Here is a 23941-nt window from a genome sequence, read left to right on the forward strand (position 1 = left end):
ATCGCCGCGAATGTCGATTGCCATCCTGACGCCTTACGGACCTGTCGAACGGCACGGCGCGGGACCGGAGCCGCCCGGCGACCGGGCGTCCGGTCATATCGGCCTTTCGGCGGCGCGGGTCTCGACAACACCAACAGCACCGCCGCCAAGCGCACCATTGTCCGCCCCGACGGCACAGGCGATGGCCGCCATGCGTTCGGGTGTGGCCGCGAAGGCCCTCGCCGCGGCCACGCCCTCGGAAATTCAGAGCGCATGATCATGTCAGTCGATTCCGATCGTTTCCGTCCGGGCCTCCCGGGAAGCGGAATTTCCGCTCGGTATGGTGTGAGCGGCAGCTACCAAGAGCAGGACTGTTATGATGTAATATCAGAGTCATGATCCGCGTCCGGCTTACCCCGCTTGTCACGGCGTTGTCGCTTGCCATGTCCGCGACGGCCGAGGCACCGCGTGTGGCCGCCGACATCCCCCGAGTGAAGGCGCTTGCCGCACAGGTCATGGCAGGCATCGCAGAACCCGATCTGGTCATCCGCCCCGGCGCGTCGCCCCTTGGCTATGTGCTGCGCCCGTCCGAAGCCGCGACCCTCGATGCCGCCGAGGCCGATGCGCGCGCCGCCCTGACCTCGGCGCAAGGGGCCCGCCATCTGGTGTTTCATGACGCCTACCCATATTTCGAACAGCGTTTCGGGCTGAAACCAGCCGGCCCCATCACTTCCGGCGACACGGTCGATCCGGGTCCGGCGCGCATCGCGGTGCCCGGCCCGCTTGGTACAGATCTCGCGCCCGGGCCCGGCCATTGCCCGGCCCTGAAGCGCGATCTTGCCCGGAGGATGGCCGGGTGTCTGAGACCGGTGGCGCGCCCTTGCCTCAAGGGTCACCGTGGCGTTAAACCTTCGGTCCATGATCCATCGCGTGTTGAGCACCCTCTGCCTTGTCGGCCTGCTGGTGGCGCCGCACCGCGCGCCCGGGCATCCGCATGTCTTCGTGGATGCCGGCCTGACCCTGATCTTCGACGAACGCGGGCAGTTGGCGGCGCTTCGGGTGTTCTGGGCCTATGACGCGTTCTACTCGCTGATGATGATCGAGGAACGCGGACTTGACCCGGATGGCGACGGCACCCTGACAGATGCAGAACTGGACAGCATCGCCGGTACCGACGTGGACTGGGAGGCGGGTTTTCCCGGCGATCTGCATCTGTCCCGCGACGGTGACAAAGTGGCCCTGTCCCGGCCGGTGCGTCACGGCGCCGATTACGAACCCACGAGCGCCCGGATCGTCACCCGCCATGTGCGCCCCCTGACCAACAGGATCGACCCCGCCAAAGGCGCCGTGGCCATCCGGGTCTACGATCCGGGCTATTTCGTGAAATACGACGTGACGCTGCCGGTGACGGTCGAGGGCCGCGAGGATTGCCGGCTGACGCGCCGGTCCGCCAACCCCGACCGCGCCGCGCGCATCCTGGAAAGGGAAATCGCAAAGCTGCCCGCCGACGTGATGCTGGAAAACGAGTACCCCGAGGTCGGACGCCACTTCGCCGACACCCTGATCGTGTCATGCGGCGCCACGGGCTGATCCTGCTGGCGCTGGTCGCGGGCGCGGTTGCCGCGGCGCTTGCCGTCCTGATCCTCTCCGGGGGCCTGCGGCCCGTCGGCCTCTGGGCGGCCGATTGGCAGCGCGCCTTCCAGAATGACATGGCCCGGGGCCTGCGCGCCCTGCGCGCCGGAGAGCCGGGCGCCACAGCGGCGCTGCTGGGCTTCTGCTTCGCCTACGGCTTCTTTCACGCGGTCGGCCCCGGACACGGCAAGATACTGATCGGGGGGTACGGCGTCGGACGCGGCGTGGGATTCGTGCGATTGGGCAGTCTGGCGGTGGCGTCCTCGGTGGCGCAGGGGCTGGGCGCGATCATCCTCGTCAGCGCCGGGATCGCGGTTCTGGACCTGACGCGGCAGCAATTGGTCGGTCTGGCCGAAGTCACGCTCGCGCCGCTGAGCCATGGCGCCATCGGTCTGATCGGTGTCTGGCTGGTTCTGCGCGGCCTGCGCGCCTTGCTGCGTCTGCGCCGCGATCAAGGGCATGCCCCTGTCGATCAGATCTGTGCCGGGTGCGGGCATCGCCACGGCCCCACCGCCACCGAGGCCGCCGCAGTGACAGGCTGGCGCGACGGCGCGGCACTGGTCGGGGCCATCGCCCTGCGACCGTGCAGCGGGGCGCTGCTGCTGTTGGTACTGACATGGCAGATGGGAATCTATGCTGCCGGACTGGCGGGAACGCTGGCGATGTCACTGGGCACTGCAAGCGTGACGCTGGCCACAGCCGCGCTGGCCGTGGCCCTGCGGCGCGGCGGCACGGCCCCCCTGGGTGACGGCAGCGGCGCAAGGGTGGTCTTTCCGCTGCTGGAACTGGCGGCCGGGGCTGCGGTCATCCTGCTGGCGTTCGGCCTGCTCACGGTTCCGCCCGGTCGCTGGTAACCGGGCCCGGTGCCGCGGGCGCGGCACAGAGGCCGGACGGCATACCTTGACCGATCCGTGGCCTTGGTAGACACTGGTTTGGTCCAACGATTTCGGACATCCGCTGCCCGGAGGGCCTGCAATGCGTATTATTTTGTCTCTTTTCATGATCTTCTCCCTGTCGGCGCCTGCGGTCGCGGCGAAATACGCGTTCGTGCTCGCAAATGGCAGTTACGAGGAACTGGAGGATCTGCAGAACACCCATGCCGATGCCGACGCCTACGGCGCCGCCTTCGAGCAACTTGGCTTCACCGTACTTCATCACCGCGACCTGACCCGCAACCAGACAATCGCGGCGCTTGACGGATTCCTCAACCGCTTGCGGCCGGGCGATCAGGCGGCGTTCGTCTTTTCCGGCCATGGATGGAGTGATGGCAGCGTCAACTACCTTGTGCCCACGGACGCCCCCAAGAAGGGGAGCACCCGGCTTCTGAAACGGCAATCCGTGGCGCTGCGCAACGGGCTTTCCGGCGTTCTCGACGAGCTGGAGGCGCTTGGCGTGGGGCTGACCGTGGCGGTGATCGACGCCTGCCGCGACAACCCGTTCAAGCCCGCACAGGGCAGCCGCTCCGTCGGGCTCAGCCGCGGACTTGCGCGCGTCAGCCCACCGCAGGGCACTTTCGTGATCTTCTCTGCCGGAGAGGGGCAGCAGGCCCTCGACCGGCTGCCTGACGATCCCCCGGACCAGAGGCTGTCCGTCTTCTCGCGGGTCTTCGTGCCGCATTTGACGTCGGGTGTCACGCTGGAGGACGCGATCTCGGCGACGCAGGCGGAAACGGCCCGGCTCGCCCTTGAGTTCAATGGCCACCAACAACATCCGGCCTATTACGACCAGACACTTGGCAGCACCTGCCTGAAGGGCGATTGCCGAACCACCGGGCAGAACGCGATCACGGCCGCCCCCGACACCGCATCCGGTGCCTGCGACGCCCTTTACGAGGAGGCCAAGTCGGAACGGGCCTGTTTTGTCTATGACGCCTATGCCAAGTCCTGCCCCAATCATGTCTTCCATTCCATCGCCAGAAGCTTCATGAACCGCAATTGCGGCGGGCCGGACCCGGCCGGGCAGGTCGCGGCGGTACCGCGGTCGGACATTCCCGAGACGATCGCGCCCCTGCCCCGAACCGCCGAACCGGCAGCGCCGGCGGCAGAAGATGTGCACGAAAGCCAAGAAACGCGGCCGGACGCGGCGACGCAGGAAACCGAGGCCGCCCTGCGCCTGTCCAACGCAGAACGCCGCGAAATCCAGCACCGCCTGAGGCTGGCGCGCCATGATCCGGGCGGCGCCGATGGTGTCTTCGGGCCGATGACCCGTGCGGCGATCACCTCCTGGCAGACAGCAAAGCAGTTGCACGTTTCGGGGTACCTCAATGCCGATCAGCTGGACCGGCTAAAAGCGGGGACCGCCGCCGCATACGCCGGTTTCCTCGAAGCACAGCGGATCCGCGAAACGCAGCGTGCGGCACGCAAGAGGCAGACATTCACAGCTAAACCCGCAGCCCCGGTGAGCGTCGCAGCGCCCGCGCCCGCACCGGCCCCGGTCCAGAAAGCGGCCCCTGCCCGGAAGCCGAAACGCAAACTTCCCCTGCGGCTGCAACGCAAGTGACCGCCCACCGCGGCACGGACCGGTAAGGGACGGTGGCAATCACCCTTGCCCCGTCATCGTCACGATCGCGGTCAATGAGGCCGGTGCCGGCAGGCCGGAAGACCGCAGGGTGGCCTTCTTGACAGGCGGTTGCCCGACGCAATCGCCTACCCTTCATTTCGCGTGGCGGCCATTGTGTTCATCAGGCTCAATGCGACCTGTCCCACAACAAGGGGCGCAAGACTTCCGCCCAGAACGAGGAGCCAGCCCAGGCGATCCAGATGAACGACGCTCAGAATCGCGCTGAGTCCGGGTAGCCAGACTGCCGCGCCGGTCAGGAGAAGGCAGAGGGCGATAGCGTACCAGACCCAGCGATTCCGCACGATTTCGTTGCGGATGACACCGGTGCCGGCATCGCGCATGTTGAACACGTGCCACAGGCGCGCGAGGGCGAAAGTCAGAAAACCGATCGTCACAGCGGCATCCTGTCCAAGTTCCTTCTCGAGCGCGACGAGAAACACCGCCACCGCGGACGCTGCGATCAGCCCGCCCCAGAGCGCGGTGGCAATCCAGTGCCGCCGTGTCAGGACGGGTTCCGTCGGGTCGCGTGGGCGGCGGTCCATGATGCCCGCGGGGCTTTCGCCGACGCCGAGCGCGAGGGCCGGAAAAACGTCAAGAACGAGATTGATGTAGAGGATCTGAAGCGGCAGCAGCGGCAAAGGTGTCCCGGTCAACGCACAAAATCCGACGGCCAGAACCTGGCCCAGATTGCCCGAAAGCAGATAGATGATGAACCGGCGTATGTTCTCGAAGATCGTACGGCCCTGTTGGATCGCTGCCACGATGGTGGGGAAGGCATCATCCTTGAGAACGATATCTGCCGCCTCCCGCGCGACATCGGTGCCACGCTGTCCCATCGCAATGCCGACATCGGCCTTTTTCAAGGCGGGAGCGTCGTTCACGCCGTCACCGGTCATCGCGACCACCGCGCCCGTCTCCTGCCAGAGCCGTATCAGATCAAGCTTCTGCGCCGGCGAGACGCGCGCGAAGACATCGTGCCCGCGCAGATCCTCGTGCGCAATTACCCCGGTTTCCCCGTCGGTCTGCGGCAGGTCGGTCCCGACCATCGCCCGTGGTTCCTTGGCCAGACCTACCCGCCTGGCTATTGCCGTCGCCGTCACGGGCTGGTCGCCAGTGACCATGATCACCCTGATGCACGCCCGCCGGCATTGCTCGATGGCATCTGCCGCGTCGCTCCGCGGCGGGTCGGCCAGGCTGACAAGCCCCAGAAATACAAGTTCGGCATAGGGATCGCTGTCGGGGCTTTCGACATGCCGTTCCGCGACAGCCAGTACGCGAAACCCCTCGGCCGCCAAGCTCTCCACGCGCGCGACCCATTTTTCGCGTTCGTCTTCCGAGAGCGCCCCGGCTTTCCCGTCTTCGTCAACGATGCGCTTTGCCGCGTCCAGAACCGCCTCGGGGGCCCCCTTGACCGCAACGCGGTAACCCGTGACCGCCTTGTGAAAGGTTGCCATCATCTTGGTGTCGGCGTCGAAGCTTTCCTCGCGCTCCTCGGGGTATTCTTCGAGGAGATAATGCCGTCCCAAACCGATGTCGGCGGCGGCATGTAGCAAGGCAATCTCCATCGGGTCACCGCTGCCGCCCGGAGGTTCCGGAGATTGCTGTTCGCCGGTCTTGCCGCTTGGATCACCGCCGGTCTTGTCGGCAATTTCAGCATTGTTGCAGAGCGCGACCACCTCGAGCAGCCGGCGGACCTGTGCGGACGGCTCTTCCGGCCGCGCGTCCTTGTCCCACGGCACGTCTTCGGCGGAGCCGGCCAGCGCGAGCCCGGCCACGCGCATCCGGTTCTGCGTCAGCGTTCCGGTCTTGTCGGTAAAGATCACGCTGGTCGATCCCAGTGTTTCCACCGCCGCCAGCCGCTCGACCAGCGCATTGCGTTTTGCCATGCGCCACATGCCACGCGCCAGCGCGACCGTGGCCACGATCGGCAGACCTTCGGGGACTGCGGCCACCGCAAGCGCCACGGCGGTCTCGAGCATCGACACGAGATCCTTGCCGCCCATCCACCCGAGGATGGCAACGGCTGCCGCCACGATAAGCGTCACCGCTACCAGCTTGCGGGCGAGACGGTTCAGCCGCTTTTCGAGCGGTGTCACTTCCTCGCTTGCGTCCGAGGTCATCCGGGCGATGCCACCCAATTCGGTTTGCATGCCCGTGGCCACGACGACGCCCGCCCCGGTGCCGCCGGTCACGGTCGTTCCCTTGAAGGACATCGAGGTGCGTTCGGCCAGAGGCACCCCGGCCCTGACCGGATCTGTCGTCTTGGTCACCGGCACCGACTCGCCGGTCAGAGGGGCTTCGTTGCAAGTCAGCCCGTTCGCCTCGATCAGCCGCAGATCCGCGGTCACGACATCGCCCGCATCCAGCAACAGCACGTCGCCCGGAACAAGATCCTCGGAGTCGACTGTCATGCTGGTTGCATTCCGCGTCACCCTGGCCTTTACGGTCCCCAGATCGCGCAACGACTCCATCGACCGAACCGCCTTCCATTCGGTAACAAATCCGATGGCGGCATTGATCATGATCGCGGCAAGGATCGCGGCCATCTGAACGATCTCGCCCATTGTGAAGGACGCGGCCGCCGCGACGGCCAGTATGGCGATCACGAGGCTCCTGAACTGCTCTGCAAGGATCTTCCAGGGGCTGACCCGCTCTGTCTTGGCAAGCCGGTTGCGCCCGTGTCTTTTGCGTCGGCGCCTGATTTCAGGCTCATCAAGCCCCTTGTCCGGATCTACCGAAAAATACCTGAGTGTCTCCTGCACGCTGACGGTGTGGTGGTCTGGCAAGCTGTGATCTCCGTCATGCTGCGGGCCAGGGCATATCGCCCGGCACGGTTAAAAGTCCGGGTGAATCACGTTCAGGATCCTGTCCGGCTGGAAAACGTCAAACTTACCCCGGTAAAAGTCAGACGATGCCCTTTCCCCTCGGCTTGCTGGATGACAGGCTTTTTGCGCTTCTCTTGCGAAAAGGCATGGGGCCCAATCGAACGTTCGGGCAGGTCGCGCTTGTGCGCTTCATCCGGCGTCAGCCGGTCGATCCCGGTGGCATTCCCGGTGCCGAAGTCGCGCAGGATGATGGCAACCCCGGTGACGGCATCATACCCCGCGCGCAGCATCAGCAGCAGGAGAATGGCGTAGAAGCCCAGCATTTCCCCGGCCGTGCCATAGGTCTTGCCACCAGCGGCGAAAAACACCTCAGGATCGGGATCATCCATATCTCGCGCCCCTCGCGGACCGCATGCCGGTGTCAATGGCCCCGGTGGCATTGACCATACCCGGGACCCAGCCAAACAGTAGCACGAACAGGGCCACGTCGATCGCGTTGACGGAAAAGCGGTCAGGATCGTAGAAGCCGCCGATCCGGGCCAGAAGCACATCGACCGGCCCCTACAGCAGAAGCAGGATCTTATAGACCGTCGGAAACCGGGACGTGAGCCCGGTCGCGGTCGCGGTTTCGCCGGGTTCCCGTGCCCTGGACTCCTGTGCCATAGTCTTCTCGCCCTCCGCAGCAGGTGCCGGCGCCGCGCGCATCGCACGCGCCTTCTGAACGCAATGGAAACCGGGCGTCGGGCGCGGCACCTGCAAGCATGCAAGTGCACCAGGCGCGGCGCGGGGTCATTAACTTGCGTCAATGACTTCTGCGCCGAGGCACATAGACTCGGGTGTCAAATCGGCAGGAGCCTCGATGTCTCAGCGTGAGGACCGAATCGGACATGTCGTCGCCATCGAAGGCGGCATAGCCGACATAAGATTTCCGGGGGCGCTTCCGGCAATCGCCTCCCGGCTGGTCACGCTCAGTGATCCGGAGATCAGCATCGAGGTCGCGGCGCTTCCGGCCGCCGACATCGCCCGGGGACTGGTGCTCGACCCTACGCCGGAACTGCGCCTCGGCCTGTCCGTGCGCGACACCGGGCACCCTGTCGAGGTGCCGGTGGACGACGCGGTTCTGGGCCGCATGTTCAATCTGTTCGGTCAGACCATCGACGACGGCCCGCCCTTGGAAAAGGTTCGCCGCCGCCCGATCCTGCGCGAGCCGGTGCCGCTGGCGCAGCGCCGCGTCGAGGGCGAGATCTTCGAGACAGGGATCAAGGCCATTGACCTGCTCAGCCCGCTGGAGCGCGGCGGCAAGGCAGGCCTCTTCGGCGGCGCCGGGGTGGGCAAGACCGTGCTGATCACCGAGATGATCCACAACATGGTCGCCGAGTACGAAGGGGTGAGCCTGTTTTGCGGGATCGGCGAACGCTCCCGCGAGGCAGAGGAGCTATACCGCGAAATGGGCGATGCAGGCGTTCTGGATAATACGGTCATGGTGTTCGGACAGATGAACGAGAGCCCCGGCGTGCGCTTTCGCGTGGGCCACGCGGCGCTGACCATGGCCGAGTGGTTCCGCGACGAGCGCCACCGGGACGTGCTGGTGCTGATCGACAACATTTTCCGCTTCGTACAGGCCGGATCCGAGGTGTCGGGCCTTCTGGGGCGCATTCCAAGCCGCGTCGGCTACCAGCCGACGCTGGGCACCGAACTGGCCGACCTGGAGGAGCGCATCTGCTCCACCGATCGTGCCTCGATGACCTCCATCCAGGCGGTCTACGTGCCTGCAGACGACTTTACCGATCCGGCCGCCACCCACACGTTCGCCCATCTCTCGGCCTCGATCGTGCTGTCGCGCAAGAAGGCGTCGGAGGGGCTGTATCCGGCGATCGACCCGTTGCAGTCCTTTTCCAAGATGCTGACGCCGAGCGCGGTCAGCGAGCGGCACTACCGCGTTGCACGTGACGTGCGCAACACGCTGGCGGAATATGACGAGCTGAAGGATATCATCGCCATGCTCGGCCTCGAGGAACTTTCCGAAAAAGACCGCGCCACCGTGCGCCAGGCGCGCCAGATCGAGCGTTTCCTTACCCAGCCCTTCTTTTCCGCCGCGGCGATGACTGGCCAGAAGGGGCGCTTCGTGCCACTCGCGGAGACGCTGTCAAGCTGCGAGCGGATCCTGTCGGGCGAATTCACAGGCCACGACGAGGGGGATTTCTACATGATCGGCGGCGTGGATGAAATCCAGGAGGCGGCGGATGCGGCTTGAGGTGCTGACCCCGGCGCGCCGCTGCCTCGACCGCGAGGTCCGTCGTGTCGTCGCCGAGGCGCCAGAGGGGCATTTCGGCCTGCTGCCACGGCACGGCGATTTCGTGACCGGGCTGGTGCCGGGTATCCTGGTCTATGAAACCTCGACGGGGGATGAGCGCTACATCGCGGTCAATTCCGGCACGCTGGTGAAATGCGGGCCCGAAGTCCGGGTGGCAGCACGCGCGGCGGTCATGGGCGACGATCTGGCGCATCTGCGCCGCCGCGTCGAGGAAGAGTTCAAGCGCGAGGACGAGACCGAACGCGCGGCGCGCGCGGCACTGGCGCGGCTGGAGGCCAGCATGATCCGCCGATTTCGTGATCTCGAACTGGCCGGACGATGAGCGACGAAGACGAGTCCGCAATCATCGCCCGCAAGGCCAGGGCGATGGAGGAGGCCCGCAAGCGCCGCCGCAAGAGCGCATGGTACGGGCTTGCCATGTTCGGCATGGTCGGCTGGGCCGTCGCCGTGCCGGTTATCGGCGGCATCGCTCTCGGCCTGTGGATCGACAGGCGCTGGCCCGGAGAGACCTCCTGGACGCTGGTACTGCTCCTGGCCGGGGCCGCGCTTGGCAGCCTCAACGCCTGGTACTGGGTGCAGCGCGAGGGGCGTGATGACTGAAGAGGCAGGCTACGGGCTTTTCATGCTGGTGCTCGGCGGTGTCGTTCTGCTTCACGTTCCGCTGAAAAGCGTGCTGAGAAAGGCCGCCCTGCCGGCGCTGGTCGCTTTCGTCGGTTTTGGCATTGCACTCTCCGCGGTCGATCAGCAACTCGATCTTGTGACGCGCGATCTGCGCGACAGGATCTGGGCACTGGCGCAGCTGGGCCTCGTGGCGCTTTTGTTCCGCGTCGGGCTGGAAAGCGATCTGGGCCGCCTTGCCGCGCAGTTGCGGCGCGCCGTCAGGATCTGGGTGCCCAACATGGTCATTCCGGCGGCAATGGCCTTTGCACTGATCTGGGTCTGGCCGGGCTTCGGGCCGGTCCCGGCGTTGCTCTGCGGGATCGCCGCAAGCGCCACCAGCATCGGCGTTTCCGTCGCACCCTGGGAAGAGGCGCATGCGCTTGAAAGCGATGATGGCGCGCTGATGCTCGACGTGGCCGAGCTTGACGACCTGTCGGCGGTGATCCTGCTCGGGATCGTCTTTGCCGTCGCCCCGGGGCTGCATGCGGGCAACGGAATGATCGGCGAAGCGATGCGGGCCGGCGCCGTGCAGATCGCGAAGATCGCCCTGTTTTCGGCGGGCTGCTACGGGTTCTCGCGGCTGGTCGAACCGAGGCTGTCCGCCCTCTTCGCCAAGGTCGACCCACAACTCGGCCCGTTTGTCTTTGCGGCCGGGACTGTCTTTCTGATCGCCGCGGTGGCCGACGTGCTTGGCTTTTCGATGGCCGTGGGTGCGGTTTTCGCCGGGCTCGCCTTCAGCCGCGATCCCGCCGAACACCAGATAGACGAAGCCTTTGCCTATGTGCTGGCCCTGTTCGGCCCGTTCTTCTTTCTATCCATCGGTCTTTCGGTCGGGTTCGACGGGCTTGGGCCGGCCATCCCGCTCGCCGTTGCTCTGTTTGTGGTGCTGGTCGCGGGCAAGGTCCTGGGGGCCGGCCTTGCGACATGGGTTGTCGCCGGGCAGCGGACCGGCTGGCTGATCGGGGTCAGCATGGTGCCAAGGGCCGAGATATTTCTGATCGTCATGGCACACGGACTGTCTTTGGGTGCCTGGGCAGTGCCGCCAACGCTTTACACGGCCTGTGTCCTGGCGGCGGTGGCAACATGCATCGCAGCGCCCCTGGTCGTGACCAGGCTTCTTGGCCACAACCGGCCGACGGCGAAGGGGCCAACATGATGGAGACTCTGCTGCAACTCGGTGGGGCCGGCATGGCGGGGGCTGCACTTGGCGCGCTCTATCTCGGGCTCCTGTGGCGGTCGGTGCAGGCGCTGACGGGACAGCGCCGCGCCGCGACCTTCATGGCGCTGGCACTGGCGCGGGCGGTGCTGGTGCTGGGGGCCGTGGCCGGGGCGCTCGGCCTCGGGGCGGGGGCGGGCACGCTGCTTGCCGCACTCGCCGGGTTCGTCGTCATTCGCATTGCGGCCACCCGGCGCACCGATGCCATCGACGGGAGGCCGACATGGAAATAAGCCCCGATTCCTGGGTGCTCTGGGAGTGGCGCGGCTGGCAACTGACCGCGACGGTCGCCTTTACCTGGCTGGTGATGGCCATACTCGTGACAGGGTCATGGCTGATCACCTCGCGGCTGAGCGAGGGCGAGACCGTGTCGCGCTGGCAGGTCATGCTCGAGGTGATCGTCACCACGATCCGCGACCAGATCAAGGAGGTGGGCGCCGAGGATCCGAACCGCTACCTGCCTTTCATCGGGACGCTTTTCCTCTTCATCGCGACGGCCAACCTGCTTACCGTCGTGCCCGGTTACCAGCCGCCCACCGGATCGCTTTCCACCACCGCGGCACTTGCCATCTGCGTGCTGATCGCCGTGCCGCTTTTCTCGATCGTCCGCCGCGGTGTCGGCGGCTATCTCCGGACCTATCTTCGCCCCAGCCCCTTCATGCTGCCCTTCAACCTGATCAGCGAGCTGTCGCGCACCCTGGCACTGGCCGTGCGGCTTTATGGCAATGTCATGAGCGGCACCGTCATCGTCGGCATCCTGATCAGCGTGGCGCCGTTCTTCTTTCCCGTGCTGATGCAGCTTCTGGGGCTGCTGACCGGGCTGATACAGGCGTACATCTTCGCGATTCTCGCGATGGTCTACATCGCCTCGGCCAGCCGTGCGCGGCCCGGGCGCGACAAACACCCCGATACCGAAACCGAACTTGCCGACACCGAAGGAGACTGACCCATGGACCCGAACCTCTGGATCGCCATGATCTCGATTCTGACCGCCGGTTTGACCATCGCCATCGGCTCGATCGGCCCGGCGCTGGCAGAAGGGCGCGCCGCGGCGCAGGCGTTGCAGGCCATCGCGCAGCAGCCCGACGCCTCTGCCACCATCACCCGGACGCTGTTCGTCAGCCTGGCGATGATCGAATCCACCGCGATCTACTGCTTTGTCGTGGCGATGATCCTGATCTTCGCGAATCCCTTCACCGACCTCGCGACCCAGGCGACCGGGGGCTGAAACCGTGCAGATCGACTGGCTCACGACCGCCGCCCAGATTGTCAATTTCCTTATCCTGGTCTGGCTGTTGCAGCATTTTCTCTATCGCCCGATCACCCGGGCCATGCGCCGCCGCGAAGAACGCATCGAGGAACGTCTGGTCGAGGCCCGCAAGACCCGCGAAGAGGCCGAGGAGGAGGCCGAACGCCTGACCGCCGAGCGCCGGGAACTTGACGAAAGGCGCCAGAAAATGCTCGAGGAGGCGCGCGAGGAGGCCGAGGGCCTGCAACGGGAACTGGAAGCCGAGCTTCGAGAGGAAATGAAGGGCAAGCGCGAGACCTGGCAGCGCAACCTGCAGGCGGAACGCGAAGAATTCTTCCGACGGGTCCGGCGCCGGGCCGGCACGACGCTGCTGGACATCACCGGACGTGTGCTTGCGGATTTCGCGGACGAAGATCTGTCCGATCGGATTGCCACCCGCTTTCTCGAGCGTCTTGACACGCTTGATACCGACAGGAGGAAACAGCTTTCGGACGCTGCCGCACAGGCCGATCACGTGATCGTCTCCACGGGCCGGACCATCGGCTCCTCGAGCCGCGGCAAGATCACCCGGGTGCTGCACGAGACACTCGGCACGGATATTGAAGTCAACTACCGCGAGGACGAGAAACTGTTGCTTGGCGTCCGCTTGACCATCGCCGAGCAGACCGTCGAATGGTCTGCCGGACGACATCTCGACCGGCTTGAGCAGGCGCTCAACGAAATCGTCGACGCCGAAGCGCATGGCCCCGCGACCAGCGCGGCAGACAGCGGCGGGAAGGACACAGACGCGCCCGAAATCGAGGCACCGGCCACATGAAAGCACTTCAGGATCTCGAAAGCACCGTGCTGGAGCCACTGGCGCAGGCGCTGGCGCAGACCCGGCCGACCCTGGAGACCGCCCAGATCGCGCGCGTCCTGTCGGTGGGCAGCGGCGTGGCGCAGGTCGCCGGCTTCACCGATCTGCATGCCGATGAAATGGTGCGGTTCCCAAACGGGATCATGGGCATCGCCTCGAATCTGAGAGAGAGCCGGGCCGGCGTGATCGTCCTGGGCGATACCGAGCGCCTGAGGCCCGGCGATCGCGTGCAGCGCACCGGCCGCGTGGTGGATGTGCCCGTTGGCGAGGCCCTGCTCGGCCGGGTGGTGGATGCCCTGGGCCGACCGCTTGACGAAGGCGGGCCCATCGAAAGCGGAATGCGCCGGGAGGTCGAGCGCCCGGCCCCGCCGATCATGCACCGCGCGCCGGTAAACCGGCCCCTTCACACCGGCATCAAGGCCGTGGATGCCGCGATCCCGATCGGGCGCGGACAGCGCGAGCTCGTTCTCGGTGACCGCCAGACCGGCAAGACCGCCATCGCGGTTGATGCGATCCTGAACCAGCGCGACACCGGGATCGTGTCGATCTACTGTGCCATCGGTCAGCGCGCTTCGGCGGTGGCGCGCGTGGTCCGGACCCTTCGCGATGCCGGCGCATTGGAGCGCACCATCGTCGTGGTCGGAGGTGGCAATGACGCGCCGGGGCTGCAATTTATCGCACCCTATGCCGCAACCTCCATGGCCGAGCATTTCATGCAGGCAGGCCAGGATGTGCTGATCGTCTATGACGACCTGACCCGGCACGCCCGTGCCTACCGGGAACTGTCGCTGCTTCTGCGCCGTCCGCCGGGGCGAGAGGCCTATCCGGGCGACATCTTCTATATCCATTCCCGGCTGCTGGAGCGCGCAACGCATCTGCGCGACGAGCATGGCGGCGGCTCACTGACCGCGTTGCCGGTTGTCGAAACCCAGGCGCAGAACATCTCGGCCTATATTCCGACCAACCTGATCTCGATCACCGACGGTCAGATCTACCTGTCGCCCGATCTCTTCGAGAAGGGGCACCTGCCCGCCATCGACATCGGTGCCTCGGTCAGCCGGGTGGGCGGCAAGGCGCAGTTGCCCGCCTTCCGCAGCGTCGCCGGAAGCCTGCGGCTGATGTATTCCCAGTTCGAGGAACTCGAGAGTTTCGCCCGCTTCGGTACCCAGCTCGACGACGACACGCAGGCGAAACTGACGCGCGGCACACGGGTGCGCGCGGTCCTCGGGCAGAACGAGCACCGGCACCTCTCCACGCCCGAACAGATCGCCGCATTGCTGGCCGCAACTGAAGGGCTGTTCGACGCCATCGACCCTGACGATGTGGCCGCGGCCGAGGCCAAGGTCTGCCGGCTGGTCCGTGAGGAGATGTCCGATCTCGCCGGGCGCGTCACAGACGGAGAAAGGCTGCGCGATGATGACCGGGATACCCTGCTTCGCCGGATGCGCGGTGTGCTGGGCCATGATACGCAGGAGGCCGGCGATGGAAACGCTTGAAGGCCTTTCCGAGGCGCTGGAGACAACGGGCGATATCCGATCGATCGTGCGCACGATGAAATCACTCTCGGCGGTCTCGATCCGGCAATACGAGCAGGCGGAGGCAGCACTCGCCGGTTTCGAGCAGACCATAGAACTTGGCCTGACCGCTCTCTTGCGCGACCGCCGCGGACGGGGCAAGCCACTGCCCGAAACGGTGACCGGCAAGGGCGGCGAGGCGCTGATCGTGATCGGCTCGGATCGCGGACTGTGCGGCCGCTACAACGAGAATGTCGCCCGCTTCGGGGCCGAACGTTTCGGCCCGCAGACCGTGACCCTGGCCGTGATCGGGGCCCGCGCCGCCGCCCGGCTTGAGGCCGAGGGCCGCCCGGCCGACCGGCATTTCGCGCCTCCGGGGTCAGTGGCGGGTCTGACGGCCACGGTTCAGGCGGTCATCCTCGAGACAGACCGCTGGATACGCGAGCACGGCGTAGGGCGCGTCCGCCTTGTCCACAACCGGCGCGCCGGGCGGGTCAATGCCGAGCTCAGCGAACGACATCTGCTGCCAATCCCCGAGAGCACGCTGGCGCGGCTCGTCGATGCCGACTGGCCCGGGCCCGGGCGGCCGTTCTTTCGCATGCCCGAGGCGCAATTGATGTCATGGCTGGTGCGACAACGCCTTTTCGTGATGATTTACCGCGCACTCGCCGAGGCTCTTGCCAGCGAACATGCCACCCGTCTTGCCGCCATGCAACGCGCCGAACGCAACATCGAGGAGCGGCAGGCCGACCTGAATTCGGCCTATCGCCGCAAGCGGCAGGAAACCATCACCCGGGAATTGCTGGACGTGGTGGCCGGTTTCGAAGCCGTCGGCACGCCAGAGCCCGACAATGAGGCGGGCCAGAACGGCACGGCAGGAACCTGACGGGAAACGCCCGGGCCAGATCGCGCAAAGCGCCGCGCGGCCACTCTTCCGGTGCCGGGTGATCCAGCGTGTTGCATTCAATCGGAAACGAACCTGAGACGGCTGCGCGGCGACCAAGGCTGGCGCATGCGCGTCAGCGGTGCAACGGGCGGGTCCCCCGATCCGGCGCAACCTGACTGTCTTGTTGCGATCCCGGCTCTTGTACGGAGAAAGAGCCATTGTGCACCGCCGGATGCACCAGATGTTCGCCCCCGTCAGGCACATATCTGCCCTCGACACCCGGCGCGGTGAGAGGCCCGGGCCCCGGCGGCGATCCGGGGCCAGGGGGGGACGATATGGTCATGCGGCGGATTGATCATCGACCTGGAAGGTGATCTTGGCATTCACCCGATAGCTGGTGATCCTGTCATTCTCCACCTGTGCATTCATTTCCTTGATGTAGACCGACTTGATGTTCCTGACGGATTTCGCGGCCTTGTTAACCGCCTCCTGTGCCGCCTGCTCGAACCCGTCCGGGGATTCGGTGAGAATCTCGATTACCTTGAGCATCGACATTTTTGCTCTCCTTTCTGGTTAGCCATGCCGGAGAAGCCCCGGCATCCGCCCGCGGAGCATTCATGAGCCGGCTCAAGGGTGCATTGACCTCTGTTAAAGTCTCTTGGTTTTAAAGTATGTTGCACCAGATCGAAGCCATCCACCCTTCGTCGAGCCTGTGCAGGGGCGCCTTGAGTGTCGAGAAGGCCGGTTCGTCGGGGTTCCTCTCCGGGGAGTATGGCCGCAAGTACAGGAACCGGCATCCGGCCAGCCGCAGCGCCTCTGCCGCCACTAGGTTGCGTTGCGTACTGGGACTGTCGCGGATGACGACAGTGCCCGGGCGCAATTCCGGAACCAGTTCCCGGCGAACCCACGCGGCGAAGGCGGACCCGTGCATCGCGCCCTTGATCACCCGGTGCGACCATCGACGAGATCGCTGCCGCCTTGGACTGGAAGCCGCACACTGTGAAGGGTGCGCTTGCCGGCGCGCTCAAGAAAAAGCTCGGCCAGACAATTACTTCCAAGAAGGTCTACGGGCGCGGCCGGCCCTGCAAGATCGCCGAGAGTTCACGCCGCACTCCACGACGGTCCCGATACCGCCGTCCCGGATGGGACGGCAGTGTATCTATCCGACCCTGCAACCACTTCGAGTTCAAATCGAGCGTCTTCATCAGCTTCTCAGGTGCCGAATGTGCATTTGGTGACAGCCGCCGGCCTCCGTATTCGAGGGTTCGCCGTTGTCATTCCATCCTGCGCTTGTAGCCCGTGATCATGGCGCGGACGAGATTTTCACGATGTGCGAGGCTCGCGATGATAACACCTCCGACATGCAGCGCGATCAACAATAGTGTGGCGTTGGCGGCGATCTCGTGGATCTCCTCGAAGGCTTCCCCGGCCTCCTCTCCCTCGCCACGCTCACCGTATTCCGCATGGTTCTCGGCCTCGCCCTCGATTGCCCATGCTGGCAGGCCCTGCGTGGTGAGAAGGCCGGCCAGCGGGCCCTCGCCGTCTTCCACGGCCAGCACAGCCATGCCGGACAGCGCCGTGAGAGCCAGTGCGACCAACAATGCCACGGTCATGGCACCGCCCGCCGGGCTGTGGCCAACATGGCGCTCCGCCCGGCCCGTCGCCAGCCCGTGCAGGTAGCCGATCACCCGCCCCGGTACGGTGACGAAATCGGAGAAGCGGGCATGCCGGGGACCGACGAAGCCCCAGGCAAACCGCAGGACCACCACCGCCGCGATGGCATAGCCCGCATAGCTGTGGAGCCATTGCGGCTCGCCTTCGGTGAGGTAGGCGGTGGCGACCCCCGCCACCAACACCCAGTGACCGATGCGGACCAGGGGATCCCAGACCCGCACCGTTCCGGTTTCAGCAGCCCCGGCCATCAATCGTCATACCGCTCGTGGCCATCATCATAACGGTCATCATCGTCGCGATACGGCAGAACCTCGCCCGTCACCGGGTCGAGGTAGGCCTCGACGCGCATGCCTTTGGCGTCGATCATCTCGACATCGTAACGGCCCCGTTCCAGCTCGATCTCGCGGACAGTATAGCCCTGGCCTTCGAGCATGGTGGCGATCTGGGCGATGCTCATGCGGTCCTGTGCCGTGCCGGTACCTTTCTGTTGCTGGGCGGTCGCGCCAAGTGCGAACAGGCCGACGGCCATTGCCAGCGATGCGGTGGGAAGGATGTTGCGTTTCATGTCGTGTCTCCGTTTTGCGGGCAGCCCCCGTGGCTACCGATGACACCTTTTGCACCACACCGGCTGACGCCGGCCTGATCGGCCCTGTCAGCTTGTCGTCAGGTCGAGGGCAGTAGATACTGCCTGCATGACGCGCCTTTTCCTCATTCTGGCCCTGCTGGCCGGCCCCGCGCTGGCCGATGACGACGGTCAGGACCGCGCCCGCCGCGCCTTGCAGGCGGGTGAGATATTGCCGCTTTCGGACATTCTTGCCGCGGCCGCGGCCGCGCGCCCCGGCCGCGTCATCGAACTGGAACTGGAACGCGACGACGGCCGCTGGATCTACGAATTGGAACTGGTGACGCCGGAGGGGCGGCTTTACGAGATGGAGGTCGATGCCGCGACCGCGACCGTGCTGGAGCTGGAGCGCGAGGAGGACGACTGACATGCGCGCGCTCGCGGTCGAGGATGACCCCCGCATTGCCGCTGACCTGTCCGATGCGCTGACGCCGGCCGGTTTCCTGGTCGAAGTGACCGGCGATGGCGAAGACGCCTGGTTCCTCGGAGATACCGAGGATTACGACCTTGTCGTGCTGGATCTCGGGCTGCCGGGGATGGACGGGCTGGCGGTGCTGAAACGCTGGCGTGCTAACGGGCGCACCATGCCGGTGCTGGTGCTGACGGCGCGCGGCACATGGCAGGAGCGGGTCGAGGGAATCGAGGCGGGCGCCGACGATTACCTGCCCAAGCCGTTCCGGATGGAGGAACTGGTGGCCCGCGCCCGCGCACTTGTGCGCCGGTCCGGCGGGCATGCGGGCGCGCTGCAGGAGGCCGGCGCGCTCAGTCTCGACACCAACCGGATGAGTGTCGCGGTGCGCGGTGTGCCCGTGCAGGTCACCGCACTGGAATACCGCCTGCTGGCCTACCTGATGCAGAACCGCGAGCGGCCCGTGCCGCCCCCCGAACTTCTGGAACATCTTTACGGGGACGATGACGCGCGCGAGGCCAACGCGCTGGAAGCGGTGATCACGCGACTCCGCCGCAAGCTGGGGCGCGGCGTGATCGGCACGCGGCGCGGCTTTGGCTATTTCCTGGAGGGAACATGAGCCTGCGCCTGCGCCTTGCGCTCGCCGGCGCCGTCGCGATCCTGACCGCGCTCGGGCTGGCGGCGTTCGGGCTTTCGCAGCTTTTCGGCGCGCATGTGGAACGCCGCGCGGTGGCCGAGATGGGCGTGCAGCTCGACCAGGTACTGGCGGGGCTGGAGCGCGGGCCAGACGGGCTGGAGTTGGCCCGCGCCCCTGCAGACCCGCGGTTCCGGCGCCCCTACGGCGGGCTCTACTGGCAGATCGAAGGGCCGGACGGCCTGCAGCGCTCCCGTTCGCTTTGGGACAGCGCGCTGGACCTGCCCGCCGACACTCTTGGCGATGGCGGGGTGCACGTGCACCGCCTGCCCGGTCCGGAAGGGGGCGCGCTTCTGGTGCTGGAACGCTCGGTCACGCTGCCAGCGCGGATTGGGGGCGGGTCTGCCCGTGCCGCGGTTGCCATGGCGGCGGCGGAACTCGATGCCGCCCGACATGCCTTCATGGGGGATCTCGCGCCCTATCTCGGGCTGCTGGCGCTGGTGCTGACCGGGGCGGGATGGGCGCAGCTCGGGGTCGGGCTGCGCCCATTGCGGGGTCTCGGCACGCGGGTCGCCGCGTTGCGCGCCGGCCGCGCGGAGCGGATGGGCGAGGACTGGCCGCAGGAGCTGCGCCCCGTTGCCGGCGAGATCGACGCGCTGCTGGCAGCGCGCGAGGCCGAAACCGCCCGTGCCCGGACCCGCGCCTCGGACCTGGCCCATGGCCTCAAGACCCCGCTGCAGGCCCTGATGGGCGAGGCCGCCCGCCTGCGCGAGGCCGGCGCCGTCGGACAGGCCGAGGGGATCGAGGACACCGCCCGTGCCATGCGCCGCACGGTGGACCGCGAGCTGGCCCGCGCCCGCACCGCCGCCCGCGCCGGTGATGCCAGCGCCGACGCCGGCGAGGTTGCCGAGAGGCTGGTCGCGGTGCTGCGTCGCACGCCTGGCGGGGGGCGCCTGGACTGGTGGGTCGACATTCCCACCGGCACGCGCGTCGCGCTGGACCCGGCAGACCTCTCGGAGGCGCTCGGCGCATTGGCCGAGAACGCCGCACGCCATGCGCGAAACCGCGTGTCCGTCTGCGCAGTTTCGCAAGACGGGCGGGTATTGCTGAGTGTAACGGACGACGGACCCGGCATCGCGCCCGACCGCCGCGCGGCGCTGCCCGCCCGCCACGGTCGCGCCGACGAAAGCGGCGCGGGCCTCGGCCTCGCCATTGCCGCCGAGATTGCCGAAGCCGCAGGCGGTCGGCTGACCCTGTCCGATGCTGACCCCGGCCTGGCAGCAACACTGGAGTTGCCATAAACCTTGTTACGCTTTCGCAAAATCGCGCTGAACCCCGTCGGTTTGAATCCGGTTTGCGCATGCGCGCCCAACCCGTGAACGCCCAATCTCTTCTCATCGAGATTTCTGATCCGCGGCGAATCTCTTCTCTGACCGACCGTGCCGCGGCACCGTGACAATAGGCCAGACGGCACCGCCGGGATATCCGGCACACCTGACCGTGCGGGGCGCATTGGCGGTTGCACCCTTCTTCGCGGGCGCAGCGGCCTGTCCCCCTTTACCTTCGTGGTCTGGCCTGCCGCTGCAGCGCGGTGTGTCGATGGCCGTTTCGCGGGCACCGCGCGGACTGAGCCCAGTGTCGCGTACGGCGGCGATCCGGCGGGCGCCTCTACCCGTCGACGAGGCTCCAGAAGCCGTGCTTCCGCCCGTGATTCTCGCGCAGGGTTGCGAGGAACGATTCATGCGTCGGGTGGTCGCCATAGTCCGCTATGGTGGAATCGCAGGCCGCGCAGTCGGCAAGGTGCCGGGCTGCGTGGCGGTAGCGTTTCGATTTGGCGCCCCGCAGCGTGTCGTCGATCATCGCGCGGCGCATCAGCGTCGCGGCGAGCGGGTGATCGGCGTCGAGCGCCTCGGCGGCGGGGGTCAGCGTCTCGAACCTGTTCCCGTCCAGCTCGGCGGCCCGCGCCAGCACCACCCGGGCGGCCCGCGCGGGGGCCGGCCAGTCCACCAGAAACCGGACCGCCGGGACCGGGTGCGCCTGCGCCTCGACAAAGTCCAGGGCAGCCTCCTCGGCCTCCATGTCCTCGAAATCCGGCAGAAGGGACAGGTACCGCCGCAGCGCCGGGGCGCTCAGCCCGGCGCGGAAGCGGTCCCACAGGTGGTCCTTCAGCGTGTCGTGATGGCCCAGCTTTTGCAGGCATTCCTCGTAGACCTCGTCGAGATCGTGGCGGAACATCCGCGGGCCCTTGGCGTTTTCGGTCGCCCGCGCACGGGTGATGATGCCGTGAGCCTCCTCCACGCGGCCGGCGTCCAGCAGGCGCCGCGCGACCCCCGGGGCGATCGTGCCATAAGTCAGCTGTTCCTCGGTGTAGCGCGCCATGTAGGCGTCCACGTCGCCCTGGGCATCGGCGATATCGGAGAGGATGATCGAGCGGGTGGACTCGCGGTTGCGCTTCACGATCTCTTCGGGCGCGGTGGACAGGCCAAAGCGCCGCCACTTGTCGAGTTCCGCCTGCGCGGGCGGCGTGTTGGCCCATTGGTTGGTAATCTGCTTGAGATGCGCGAGGCCGTCCGGCCCGAGCGCCTCGGCCGTCGCCGGGATGATCCCGTCGAATTCGCCAAAATCCGCTTCGGCTACGGCCTCGAGCACGCGCTCGGCCAGCGCCCTCGGCTCGGCGGTGATCCGGGGCGCGACTGCGCCGATCAGCTCCACCGCCCGGCCCATCACGTCGCCGACCGCACCGTTGCTGTCGTCGGTGCGCTCGTGGATCGACGGAGCCAGTTGCAGGAAGGACCAGAGCAGCTCGAAGGTCGTGTCGGCCTCTTCGGGTGCGATGCGGCTCTCGATCATGTCGAGCAACCCGTCAAGCTCCTTGACCAGCGCGCGCTGCTTGCGCCAATCGAGAAACCCCGAGGCCCGGCGGAGCGCCGCAAACCGTTTGCGGATGTCGGCGGCGATGTCCTTGGGCCCCTGCGCCGCGCTCAGGGCCATGCGCGCCTGCCGCTGCAGGGCGGCGTTGCCGGCAACGAGATCAAGCACCAGATCGGCCAGCGCCGCGGCGCCGAGCCGTTCAAGATTTGTCTTGTTCAGTGTTTTGCGAGACATGGGTGACAGAGATCCTTCACAAGAACTTCGGTTGCACATTACATCAAGCTGTCGCAGTGACAATCGACGCATGGGCACGTGATCGGGCACGCGCGATCCTGGTCCGGTCGATCACGGCAAATCCGGTCTGGTCCGCCCCCCGCGCCAATGCCGCGGGAGCGGCTTTGTCCTTGGGCCGAAAGCAGGCCGTACCTCAGAGGCGTGCCCAGATAAGCAACCAGAGGCACAGAGCGCTCTCGGCGATCATGGGGACCAGGTAAGCCGGCTCGATCAAACCCGACCAGTCGGGCGCAAAAAGGCGTGTCAAGCTCCCTGTTGCATAAACGAGGCCCGAAGCTGCGATACCACCTGCGATCACGTTCGGCACATCCGAACGCCAAAGCAGGACCGACATGATCGCACTGTTGACCGCAAAGAGTATCAGACCGACGTCATAGCCCATTGCATGCAGGTCGGTCATATGCACCGCGATACGCGGCCCATGTGAAAGCGCAGACGCTACACTGCCCAGGGCCATCAGGCTGGCGCCGATGAGAAAGGCCTGGCCAAGCCGGAAAACCATGGCGGCGAGTGCCAAAGACTCCGAGATGTGGCGAAGCAGACCGAAAAAGACGAGGGCAAGCGCGACATCCGCCACCAACATCACCGTGTCTGCCATGAGGCTCAAACGAAGTTGCCCAATGTTGGCGGCAAGTGTCCCGGCGATTTGATCAGGCGTGCCCTGCAGCAAGGGACCGCGCAAGAACATCTCGGCGGTAAGCCCGCATAGAATGATGGTCAGGTAAAGCGCGCCGGCAAGGCGTACGAGGCGCGGATCGGCATGAGGCGGTTTGATGTCAGTGTCCTTTCCACGGGCTGAAAACCTTGTAGGCCATGCTTCATCGCTCGTTAATTGAGGATCGCACACATCTTCCGTGCCTTATTGCATACAATGTTGCCGTCCGGGGTCGTTTCACGCCGCTGCGAAGGGGTCGTCGAGGACGCCGACGAGGGGCATGAGGAATTCGCCGGTGTCGGGGTCGAGGGCCTGGGCATGGAAATCGTCGATGGCGGCCACGGCACCGGGGATGTCGGCCGTGTCCTGGTCCCCGAAGAGCGTCATCGCATCCGCGGCGTTGTCCACGTCCGTCATCCCCTTGTGCACCGCGAAATAGGCCCCGATATCGACCTTGTCCTCCAGGTAGGCCCGGTCTTCCAGTTGCTGGTCGATGAGATCCTGCGGGGTGTCCGGCGGCAGGTCCACCTTGGCGCCGCGCAGGACCTGGAGGATGAACTGGTCGCGGCTGACCGCCTCCGCGTCCAGCGCCCCGACCCAGAATTCCAGCCCCCCCGCGTCCGAGGCCCGGCCCAGCACATTGTTGTAGACCGTCTCCGCGAAGACCGCGTTGGAGGTGCCGGGCGGGTAGGCGGCCTCGGTCTCGGGCTGGCCGATGAAGAAGGACGCGATCTCTTCGAGGCTGAAGCCGTTGGCGAAGGCCGAGCCCCAGAAGTAGAGCCCCCCGGAATCCGGCGCGCGGTTGAAATAGGCGATGTAGAGCTCGATGAAGCTCTCGAACTCCTCCGGCGCCAGGCTGACGGTGTCGGTGACCTTGAAAAGCCCGAAGGGTCCGCCGAAGAGATCGGTGTCGAAATCCAGGAACTCCATGCCGGCCAGCGTGTCGGTCCCGTTGCCCTCCGCCCGGCGGTCGGTGAGCGTGGTGGCCGCCGGGCTCAGCGTCAGCGTGTAGCTCGACTGGTCGCCGGAATAGGCACCGGTGTCGAAGCCCGCCCCGCCCTCGAGACGGTCATCGCCCGCGTTGCCGGTCAG

Annotated in this window: 28 protein-coding genes; 18 read left to right on the forward strand and 10 right to left on the reverse strand. The window is 66.4% G+C overall.

Features of this window, described 5'->3' with window-relative positions:
- Positions 1-10: 10 nt before the first annotated feature.
- The gene (locus DQW77_RS18055; RefSeq protein ID WP_147094974.1) at positions 11-256 is read left to right on the forward strand and encodes a hypothetical protein; all 246 of its coding nucleotides are present in this window, start codon (positions 11-13) and stop codon (positions 254-256) included.
- A gap of 97 nt (positions 257-353) precedes the next feature.
- Here DQW77_RS18055 and DQW77_RS18750 read toward each other — a convergent pair whose 3' ends face one another.
- A complete protein-coding gene (locus DQW77_RS18750; protein WP_181711267.1) occupies positions 354-899 on the reverse strand; it encodes a hypothetical protein in 546 nt (181 codons plus the stop codon).
- A 10-nt stretch (positions 900-909) separates the two neighbouring features.
- Here DQW77_RS18750 and DQW77_RS13100 point away from each other — a divergent pair, with 10 nt between their 5' ends.
- The 3 genes from DQW77_RS13100 (at position 910) to DQW77_RS13110 (ending at position 4110) form a co-directional block, all read left to right on the forward strand.
- Positions 910-1569 carry a DUF1007 family protein gene (locus DQW77_RS13100; protein WP_258523861.1) on the forward strand — a complete coding sequence of 220 codons (660 nt, stop codon included), beginning with the start codon at positions 910-912 and terminating at the stop codon, positions 1567-1569.
- Positions 1551-2465: a nickel/cobalt transporter gene (locus DQW77_RS13105; RefSeq protein ID WP_113258682.1), complete on the forward strand. Its 915-nt coding sequence runs from the start codon at positions 1551-1553 to the stop codon at positions 2463-2465. The genes DQW77_RS13100 and DQW77_RS13105 overlap by 19 nt, the downstream gene beginning before the upstream one ends.
- 121 nt (positions 2466-2586) lie before the next feature.
- On the forward strand, positions 2587-4110 hold the full coding sequence (locus DQW77_RS13110; protein WP_113258683.1) for a caspase family protein: 1524 nt from the start codon (positions 2587-2589) through the stop codon (positions 4108-4110).
- Between the two features lie 146 nt (positions 4111-4256).
- Here the strand turns inward: DQW77_RS13110 and DQW77_RS13115 are convergent, their stop codons facing one another.
- Together DQW77_RS13115 and DQW77_RS13120 are read right to left on the reverse strand one after the other, a co-directional pair.
- On the reverse strand, positions 4257-6956 hold the full coding sequence (locus DQW77_RS13115; RefSeq protein ID WP_113258684.1) for a cation-transporting P-type ATPase: 2700 nt from the start codon (positions 6954-6956) through the stop codon (positions 4257-4259).
- 71 nt (positions 6957-7027) lie between these two features.
- On the reverse strand, positions 7028-7384 hold the full coding sequence (locus tag DQW77_RS13120; protein WP_113258685.1) for a hypothetical protein: 357 nt from the start codon (positions 7382-7384) through the stop codon (positions 7028-7030).
- 470 nt (positions 7385-7854) lie between these two features.
- Between DQW77_RS13120 and atpD the strand changes: the two genes are divergently transcribed.
- Genes atpD through DQW77_RS13175 form a run of 10 tightly spaced genes read left to right on the forward strand, consistent with a single transcriptional unit; the run spans position 7855 to position 15690 of the window.
- Positions 7855-9249, forward strand: a complete 1395-nt coding sequence (gene atpD / locus DQW77_RS13130; protein ID WP_113258687.1) for a F0F1 ATP synthase subunit beta — start codon at positions 7855-7857, stop codon at positions 9247-9249.
- Positions 9239-9631: a F0F1 ATP synthase subunit epsilon gene (locus DQW77_RS13135; protein WP_113258688.1), complete on the forward strand. Its 393-nt coding sequence runs from the start codon at positions 9239-9241 to the stop codon at positions 9629-9631. The genes atpD and DQW77_RS13135 overlap by 11 nt, the downstream gene beginning before the upstream one ends.
- Positions 9628-9909, forward strand: coding sequence for an AtpZ/AtpI family protein (locus DQW77_RS13140; RefSeq protein WP_113258689.1), 282 nt, complete (start codon positions 9628-9630; stop codon positions 9907-9909). Before DQW77_RS13135 ends, DQW77_RS13140 begins: the two co-directional genes overlap by 4 nt.
- Positions 9902-11125, forward strand: a complete 1224-nt coding sequence (locus tag DQW77_RS13145; protein WP_113258690.1) for a cation:proton antiporter — start codon at positions 9902-9904, stop codon at positions 11123-11125. The genes DQW77_RS13140 and DQW77_RS13145 overlap by 8 nt, the downstream gene beginning before the upstream one ends.
- Positions 11122-11418, forward strand: a complete 297-nt coding sequence (locus tag DQW77_RS13150) for an ATP synthase subunit I (protein WP_181711268.1) — start codon at positions 11122-11124, stop codon at positions 11416-11418. Before DQW77_RS13145 ends, DQW77_RS13150 begins: the two co-directional genes overlap by 4 nt.
- The gene (locus DQW77_RS13155; protein WP_113258691.1) at positions 11409-12131 is read left to right on the forward strand and encodes a F0F1 ATP synthase subunit A; all 723 of its coding nucleotides are present in this window, start codon (positions 11409-11411) and stop codon (positions 12129-12131) included. Before DQW77_RS13150 ends, DQW77_RS13155 begins: the two co-directional genes overlap by 10 nt.
- 3 nt (positions 12132-12134) lie before the next feature.
- Positions 12135-12413, forward strand: a complete 279-nt coding sequence (locus DQW77_RS13160; RefSeq protein ID WP_113258692.1) for a F0F1 ATP synthase subunit C — start codon at positions 12135-12137, stop codon at positions 12411-12413.
- A gap of 4 nt (positions 12414-12417) precedes the next feature.
- Positions 12418-13251 (forward strand): F0F1 ATP synthase subunit delta, encoded by an 834-nt coding sequence (locus tag DQW77_RS13165; RefSeq protein WP_113258693.1) that lies wholly within the window; start codon positions 12418-12420, stop codon positions 13249-13251.
- Positions 13248-14786 (forward strand): alternate F1F0 ATPase, F1 subunit alpha, encoded by a 1539-nt coding sequence (locus DQW77_RS13170; protein WP_113258694.1) that lies wholly within the window; start codon positions 13248-13250, stop codon positions 14784-14786. The genes DQW77_RS13165 and DQW77_RS13170 overlap by 4 nt, the downstream gene beginning before the upstream one ends.
- Positions 14773-15690, forward strand: coding sequence for a F0F1 ATP synthase subunit gamma (locus DQW77_RS13175; protein ID WP_181711269.1), 918 nt, complete (start codon positions 14773-14775; stop codon positions 15688-15690). Before DQW77_RS13170 ends, DQW77_RS13175 begins: the two co-directional genes overlap by 14 nt.
- 339 nt (positions 15691-16029) lie before the next feature.
- Here DQW77_RS13175 and DQW77_RS13180 read toward each other — a convergent pair whose 3' ends face one another.
- A complete protein-coding gene (locus DQW77_RS13180) occupies positions 16030-16245 on the reverse strand; it encodes a dodecin family protein (RefSeq protein ID WP_113258696.1) in 216 nt (71 codons plus the stop codon).
- Positions 16246-16354: 109 nt separating this feature from the next.
- A complete protein-coding gene (locus tag DQW77_RS13185; protein WP_113258697.1) occupies positions 16355-16621 on the reverse strand; it encodes a transposase in 267 nt (88 codons plus the stop codon).
- Positions 16622-16647: 26 nt separating this feature from the next.
- On the opposite strand from DQW77_RS13185, the gene DQW77_RS18755 reads away from it, so the two are divergent.
- Entirely contained in the window at positions 16648-16986 is a 339-nt protein-coding gene (locus DQW77_RS18755; protein ID WP_113258698.1) for a DUF3489 domain-containing protein, read from the forward strand.
- Here DQW77_RS18755 and DQW77_RS13195 read toward each other — a convergent pair.
- Together DQW77_RS13195 and DQW77_RS13200 are read right to left on the reverse strand one after the other, a co-directional pair.
- Positions 16965-17612, reverse strand: a complete 648-nt coding sequence (locus DQW77_RS13195; protein ID WP_113258699.1) for a cytochrome b/b6 domain-containing protein — start codon at positions 17610-17612, stop codon at positions 16965-16967. The genes DQW77_RS18755 and DQW77_RS13195 overlap by 22 nt on opposite strands.
- Positions 17612-17929, reverse strand: a complete 318-nt coding sequence (locus DQW77_RS13200) for a PepSY domain-containing protein (protein WP_113258700.1) — start codon at positions 17927-17929, stop codon at positions 17612-17614. Before DQW77_RS13200 ends, DQW77_RS13195 begins: the two co-directional genes overlap by 1 nt.
- Positions 17930-18056: 127 nt before the next feature.
- On the opposite strand from DQW77_RS13200, the gene DQW77_RS13205 reads away from it, so the two are divergent.
- Genes DQW77_RS13205 through DQW77_RS13215 form a run of 3 tightly spaced genes read left to right on the forward strand, consistent with a single transcriptional unit; the run spans position 18057 to position 20330 of the window.
- Positions 18057-18353: a PepSY domain-containing protein gene (locus tag DQW77_RS13205; protein WP_113258701.1), complete on the forward strand. Its 297-nt coding sequence runs from the start codon at positions 18057-18059 to the stop codon at positions 18351-18353.
- A 1-nt stretch (position 18354) separates the two neighbouring features.
- The gene (locus DQW77_RS13210; RefSeq protein ID WP_113258702.1) at positions 18355-19014 is read left to right on the forward strand and encodes a response regulator transcription factor; all 660 of its coding nucleotides are present in this window, start codon (positions 18355-18357) and stop codon (positions 19012-19014) included.
- Entirely contained in the window at positions 19011-20330 is a 1320-nt protein-coding gene (locus DQW77_RS13215) for a HAMP domain-containing sensor histidine kinase (RefSeq protein ID WP_113258703.1), read from the forward strand. The genes DQW77_RS13210 and DQW77_RS13215 overlap by 4 nt, the downstream gene beginning before the upstream one ends.
- 367 nt (positions 20331-20697) lie before the next feature.
- On the opposite strand, the gene DQW77_RS13220 is transcribed toward DQW77_RS13215, so the two are convergent.
- The 3 genes from DQW77_RS13220 to DQW77_RS13230 form a co-directional block, all read right to left on the reverse strand.
- Positions 20698-22134 (reverse strand): DUF6880 family protein, encoded by a 1437-nt coding sequence (locus DQW77_RS13220; protein WP_113258704.1) that lies wholly within the window; start codon positions 22132-22134, stop codon positions 20698-20700.
- 193 nt (positions 22135-22327) lie between these two features.
- Positions 22328-22969 carry a DUF4386 domain-containing protein gene (locus tag DQW77_RS13225; protein ID WP_113258712.1) on the reverse strand — a complete coding sequence of 214 codons (642 nt, stop codon included), beginning with the start codon at positions 22967-22969 and terminating at the stop codon, positions 22328-22330.
- Positions 22970-23086: 117 nt separating this feature from the next.
- The coding region (locus tag DQW77_RS13230) for a DUF4214 domain-containing protein (RefSeq protein WP_113258705.1) at positions 23087-23941 on the reverse strand (855 nt) is incomplete at its 5' end.

It is taken from the genome of Roseovarius sp. TE539, assembly GCF_003298505.1.
GTDB lineage: Bacteria > Pseudomonadota > Alphaproteobacteria > Rhodobacterales > Rhodobacteraceae > Roseovarius.

What these genes read in the sequence shown, in the direction of transcription:
- DQW77_RS18055 (WP_147094974.1), top strand. Translation starts at nt 11, where the DNA reads ATGTCGATTGCCATCCTGACGCCTTACGGACCTGTCGAACGGCACGGC.
- DQW77_RS18750 (WP_181711267.1), bottom strand. Translation starts at nt 899, where the DNA reads ATGGACCGAAGGTTTAACGCCACGGTGACCCTTGAGGCAAGGGCGCGC.
- DQW77_RS13105 (WP_113258682.1), top strand. Translation starts at nt 1,551, where the DNA reads ATGCGGCGCCACGGGCTGATCCTGCTGGCGCTGGTCGCGGGCGCGGTT.
- DQW77_RS13110 (WP_113258683.1), top strand. Translation starts at nt 2,587, where the DNA reads ATGCGTATTATTTTGTCTCTTTTCATGATCTTCTCCCTGTCGGCGCCT.
- DQW77_RS13120 (WP_113258685.1), bottom strand. Translation starts at nt 7,384, where the DNA reads ATGGATGATCCCGATCCTGAGGTGTTTTTCGCCGCTGGTGGCAAGACC.
- atpD (WP_113258687.1), top strand. Translation starts at nt 7,855, where the DNA reads ATGTCTCAGCGTGAGGACCGAATCGGACATGTCGTCGCCATCGAAGGC.
- DQW77_RS13135 (WP_113258688.1), top strand. Translation starts at nt 9,239, where the DNA reads ATGCGGCTTGAGGTGCTGACCCCGGCGCGCCGCTGCCTCGACCGCGAG.
- DQW77_RS13140 (WP_113258689.1), top strand. Translation starts at nt 9,628, where the DNA reads ATGAGCGACGAAGACGAGTCCGCAATCATCGCCCGCAAGGCCAGGGCG.
- DQW77_RS13145 (WP_113258690.1), top strand. Translation starts at nt 9,902, where the DNA reads ATGACTGAAGAGGCAGGCTACGGGCTTTTCATGCTGGTGCTCGGCGGT.
- DQW77_RS13150 (WP_181711268.1), top strand. Translation starts at nt 11,122, where the DNA reads ATGATGGAGACTCTGCTGCAACTCGGTGGGGCCGGCATGGCGGGGGCT.
- DQW77_RS13155 (WP_113258691.1), top strand. Translation starts at nt 11,409, where the DNA reads ATGGAAATAAGCCCCGATTCCTGGGTGCTCTGGGAGTGGCGCGGCTGG.
- DQW77_RS13160 (WP_113258692.1), top strand. Translation starts at nt 12,135, where the DNA reads ATGGACCCGAACCTCTGGATCGCCATGATCTCGATTCTGACCGCCGGT.
- DQW77_RS13170 (WP_113258694.1), top strand. Translation starts at nt 13,248, where the DNA reads ATGAAAGCACTTCAGGATCTCGAAAGCACCGTGCTGGAGCCACTGGCG.
- DQW77_RS13175 (WP_181711269.1), top strand. Translation starts at nt 14,773, where the DNA reads ATGGAAACGCTTGAAGGCCTTTCCGAGGCGCTGGAGACAACGGGCGAT.
- DQW77_RS13180 (WP_113258696.1), bottom strand. Translation starts at nt 16,245, where the DNA reads ATGTCGATGCTCAAGGTAATCGAGATTCTCACCGAATCCCCGGACGGG.
- DQW77_RS13185 (WP_113258697.1), bottom strand. Translation starts at nt 16,621, where the DNA reads ATGCACGGGTCCGCCTTCGCCGCGTGGGTTCGCCGGGAACTGGTTCCG.
- DQW77_RS13195 (WP_113258699.1), bottom strand. Translation starts at nt 17,612, where the DNA reads ATGGCCGGGGCTGCTGAAACCGGAACGGTGCGGGTCTGGGATCCCCTG.
- DQW77_RS13200 (WP_113258700.1), bottom strand. Translation starts at nt 17,929, where the DNA reads ATGAAACGCAACATCCTTCCCACCGCATCGCTGGCAATGGCCGTCGGC.
- DQW77_RS13205 (WP_113258701.1), top strand. Translation starts at nt 18,057, where the DNA reads ATGACGCGCCTTTTCCTCATTCTGGCCCTGCTGGCCGGCCCCGCGCTG.
- DQW77_RS13210 (WP_113258702.1), top strand. Translation starts at nt 18,355, where the DNA reads ATGCGCGCGCTCGCGGTCGAGGATGACCCCCGCATTGCCGCTGACCTG.
- DQW77_RS13215 (WP_113258703.1), top strand. Translation starts at nt 19,011, where the DNA reads ATGAGCCTGCGCCTGCGCCTTGCGCTCGCCGGCGCCGTCGCGATCCTG.
- DQW77_RS13220 (WP_113258704.1), bottom strand. Translation starts at nt 22,134, where the DNA reads ATGTCTCGCAAAACACTGAACAAGACAAATCTTGAACGGCTCGGCGCC.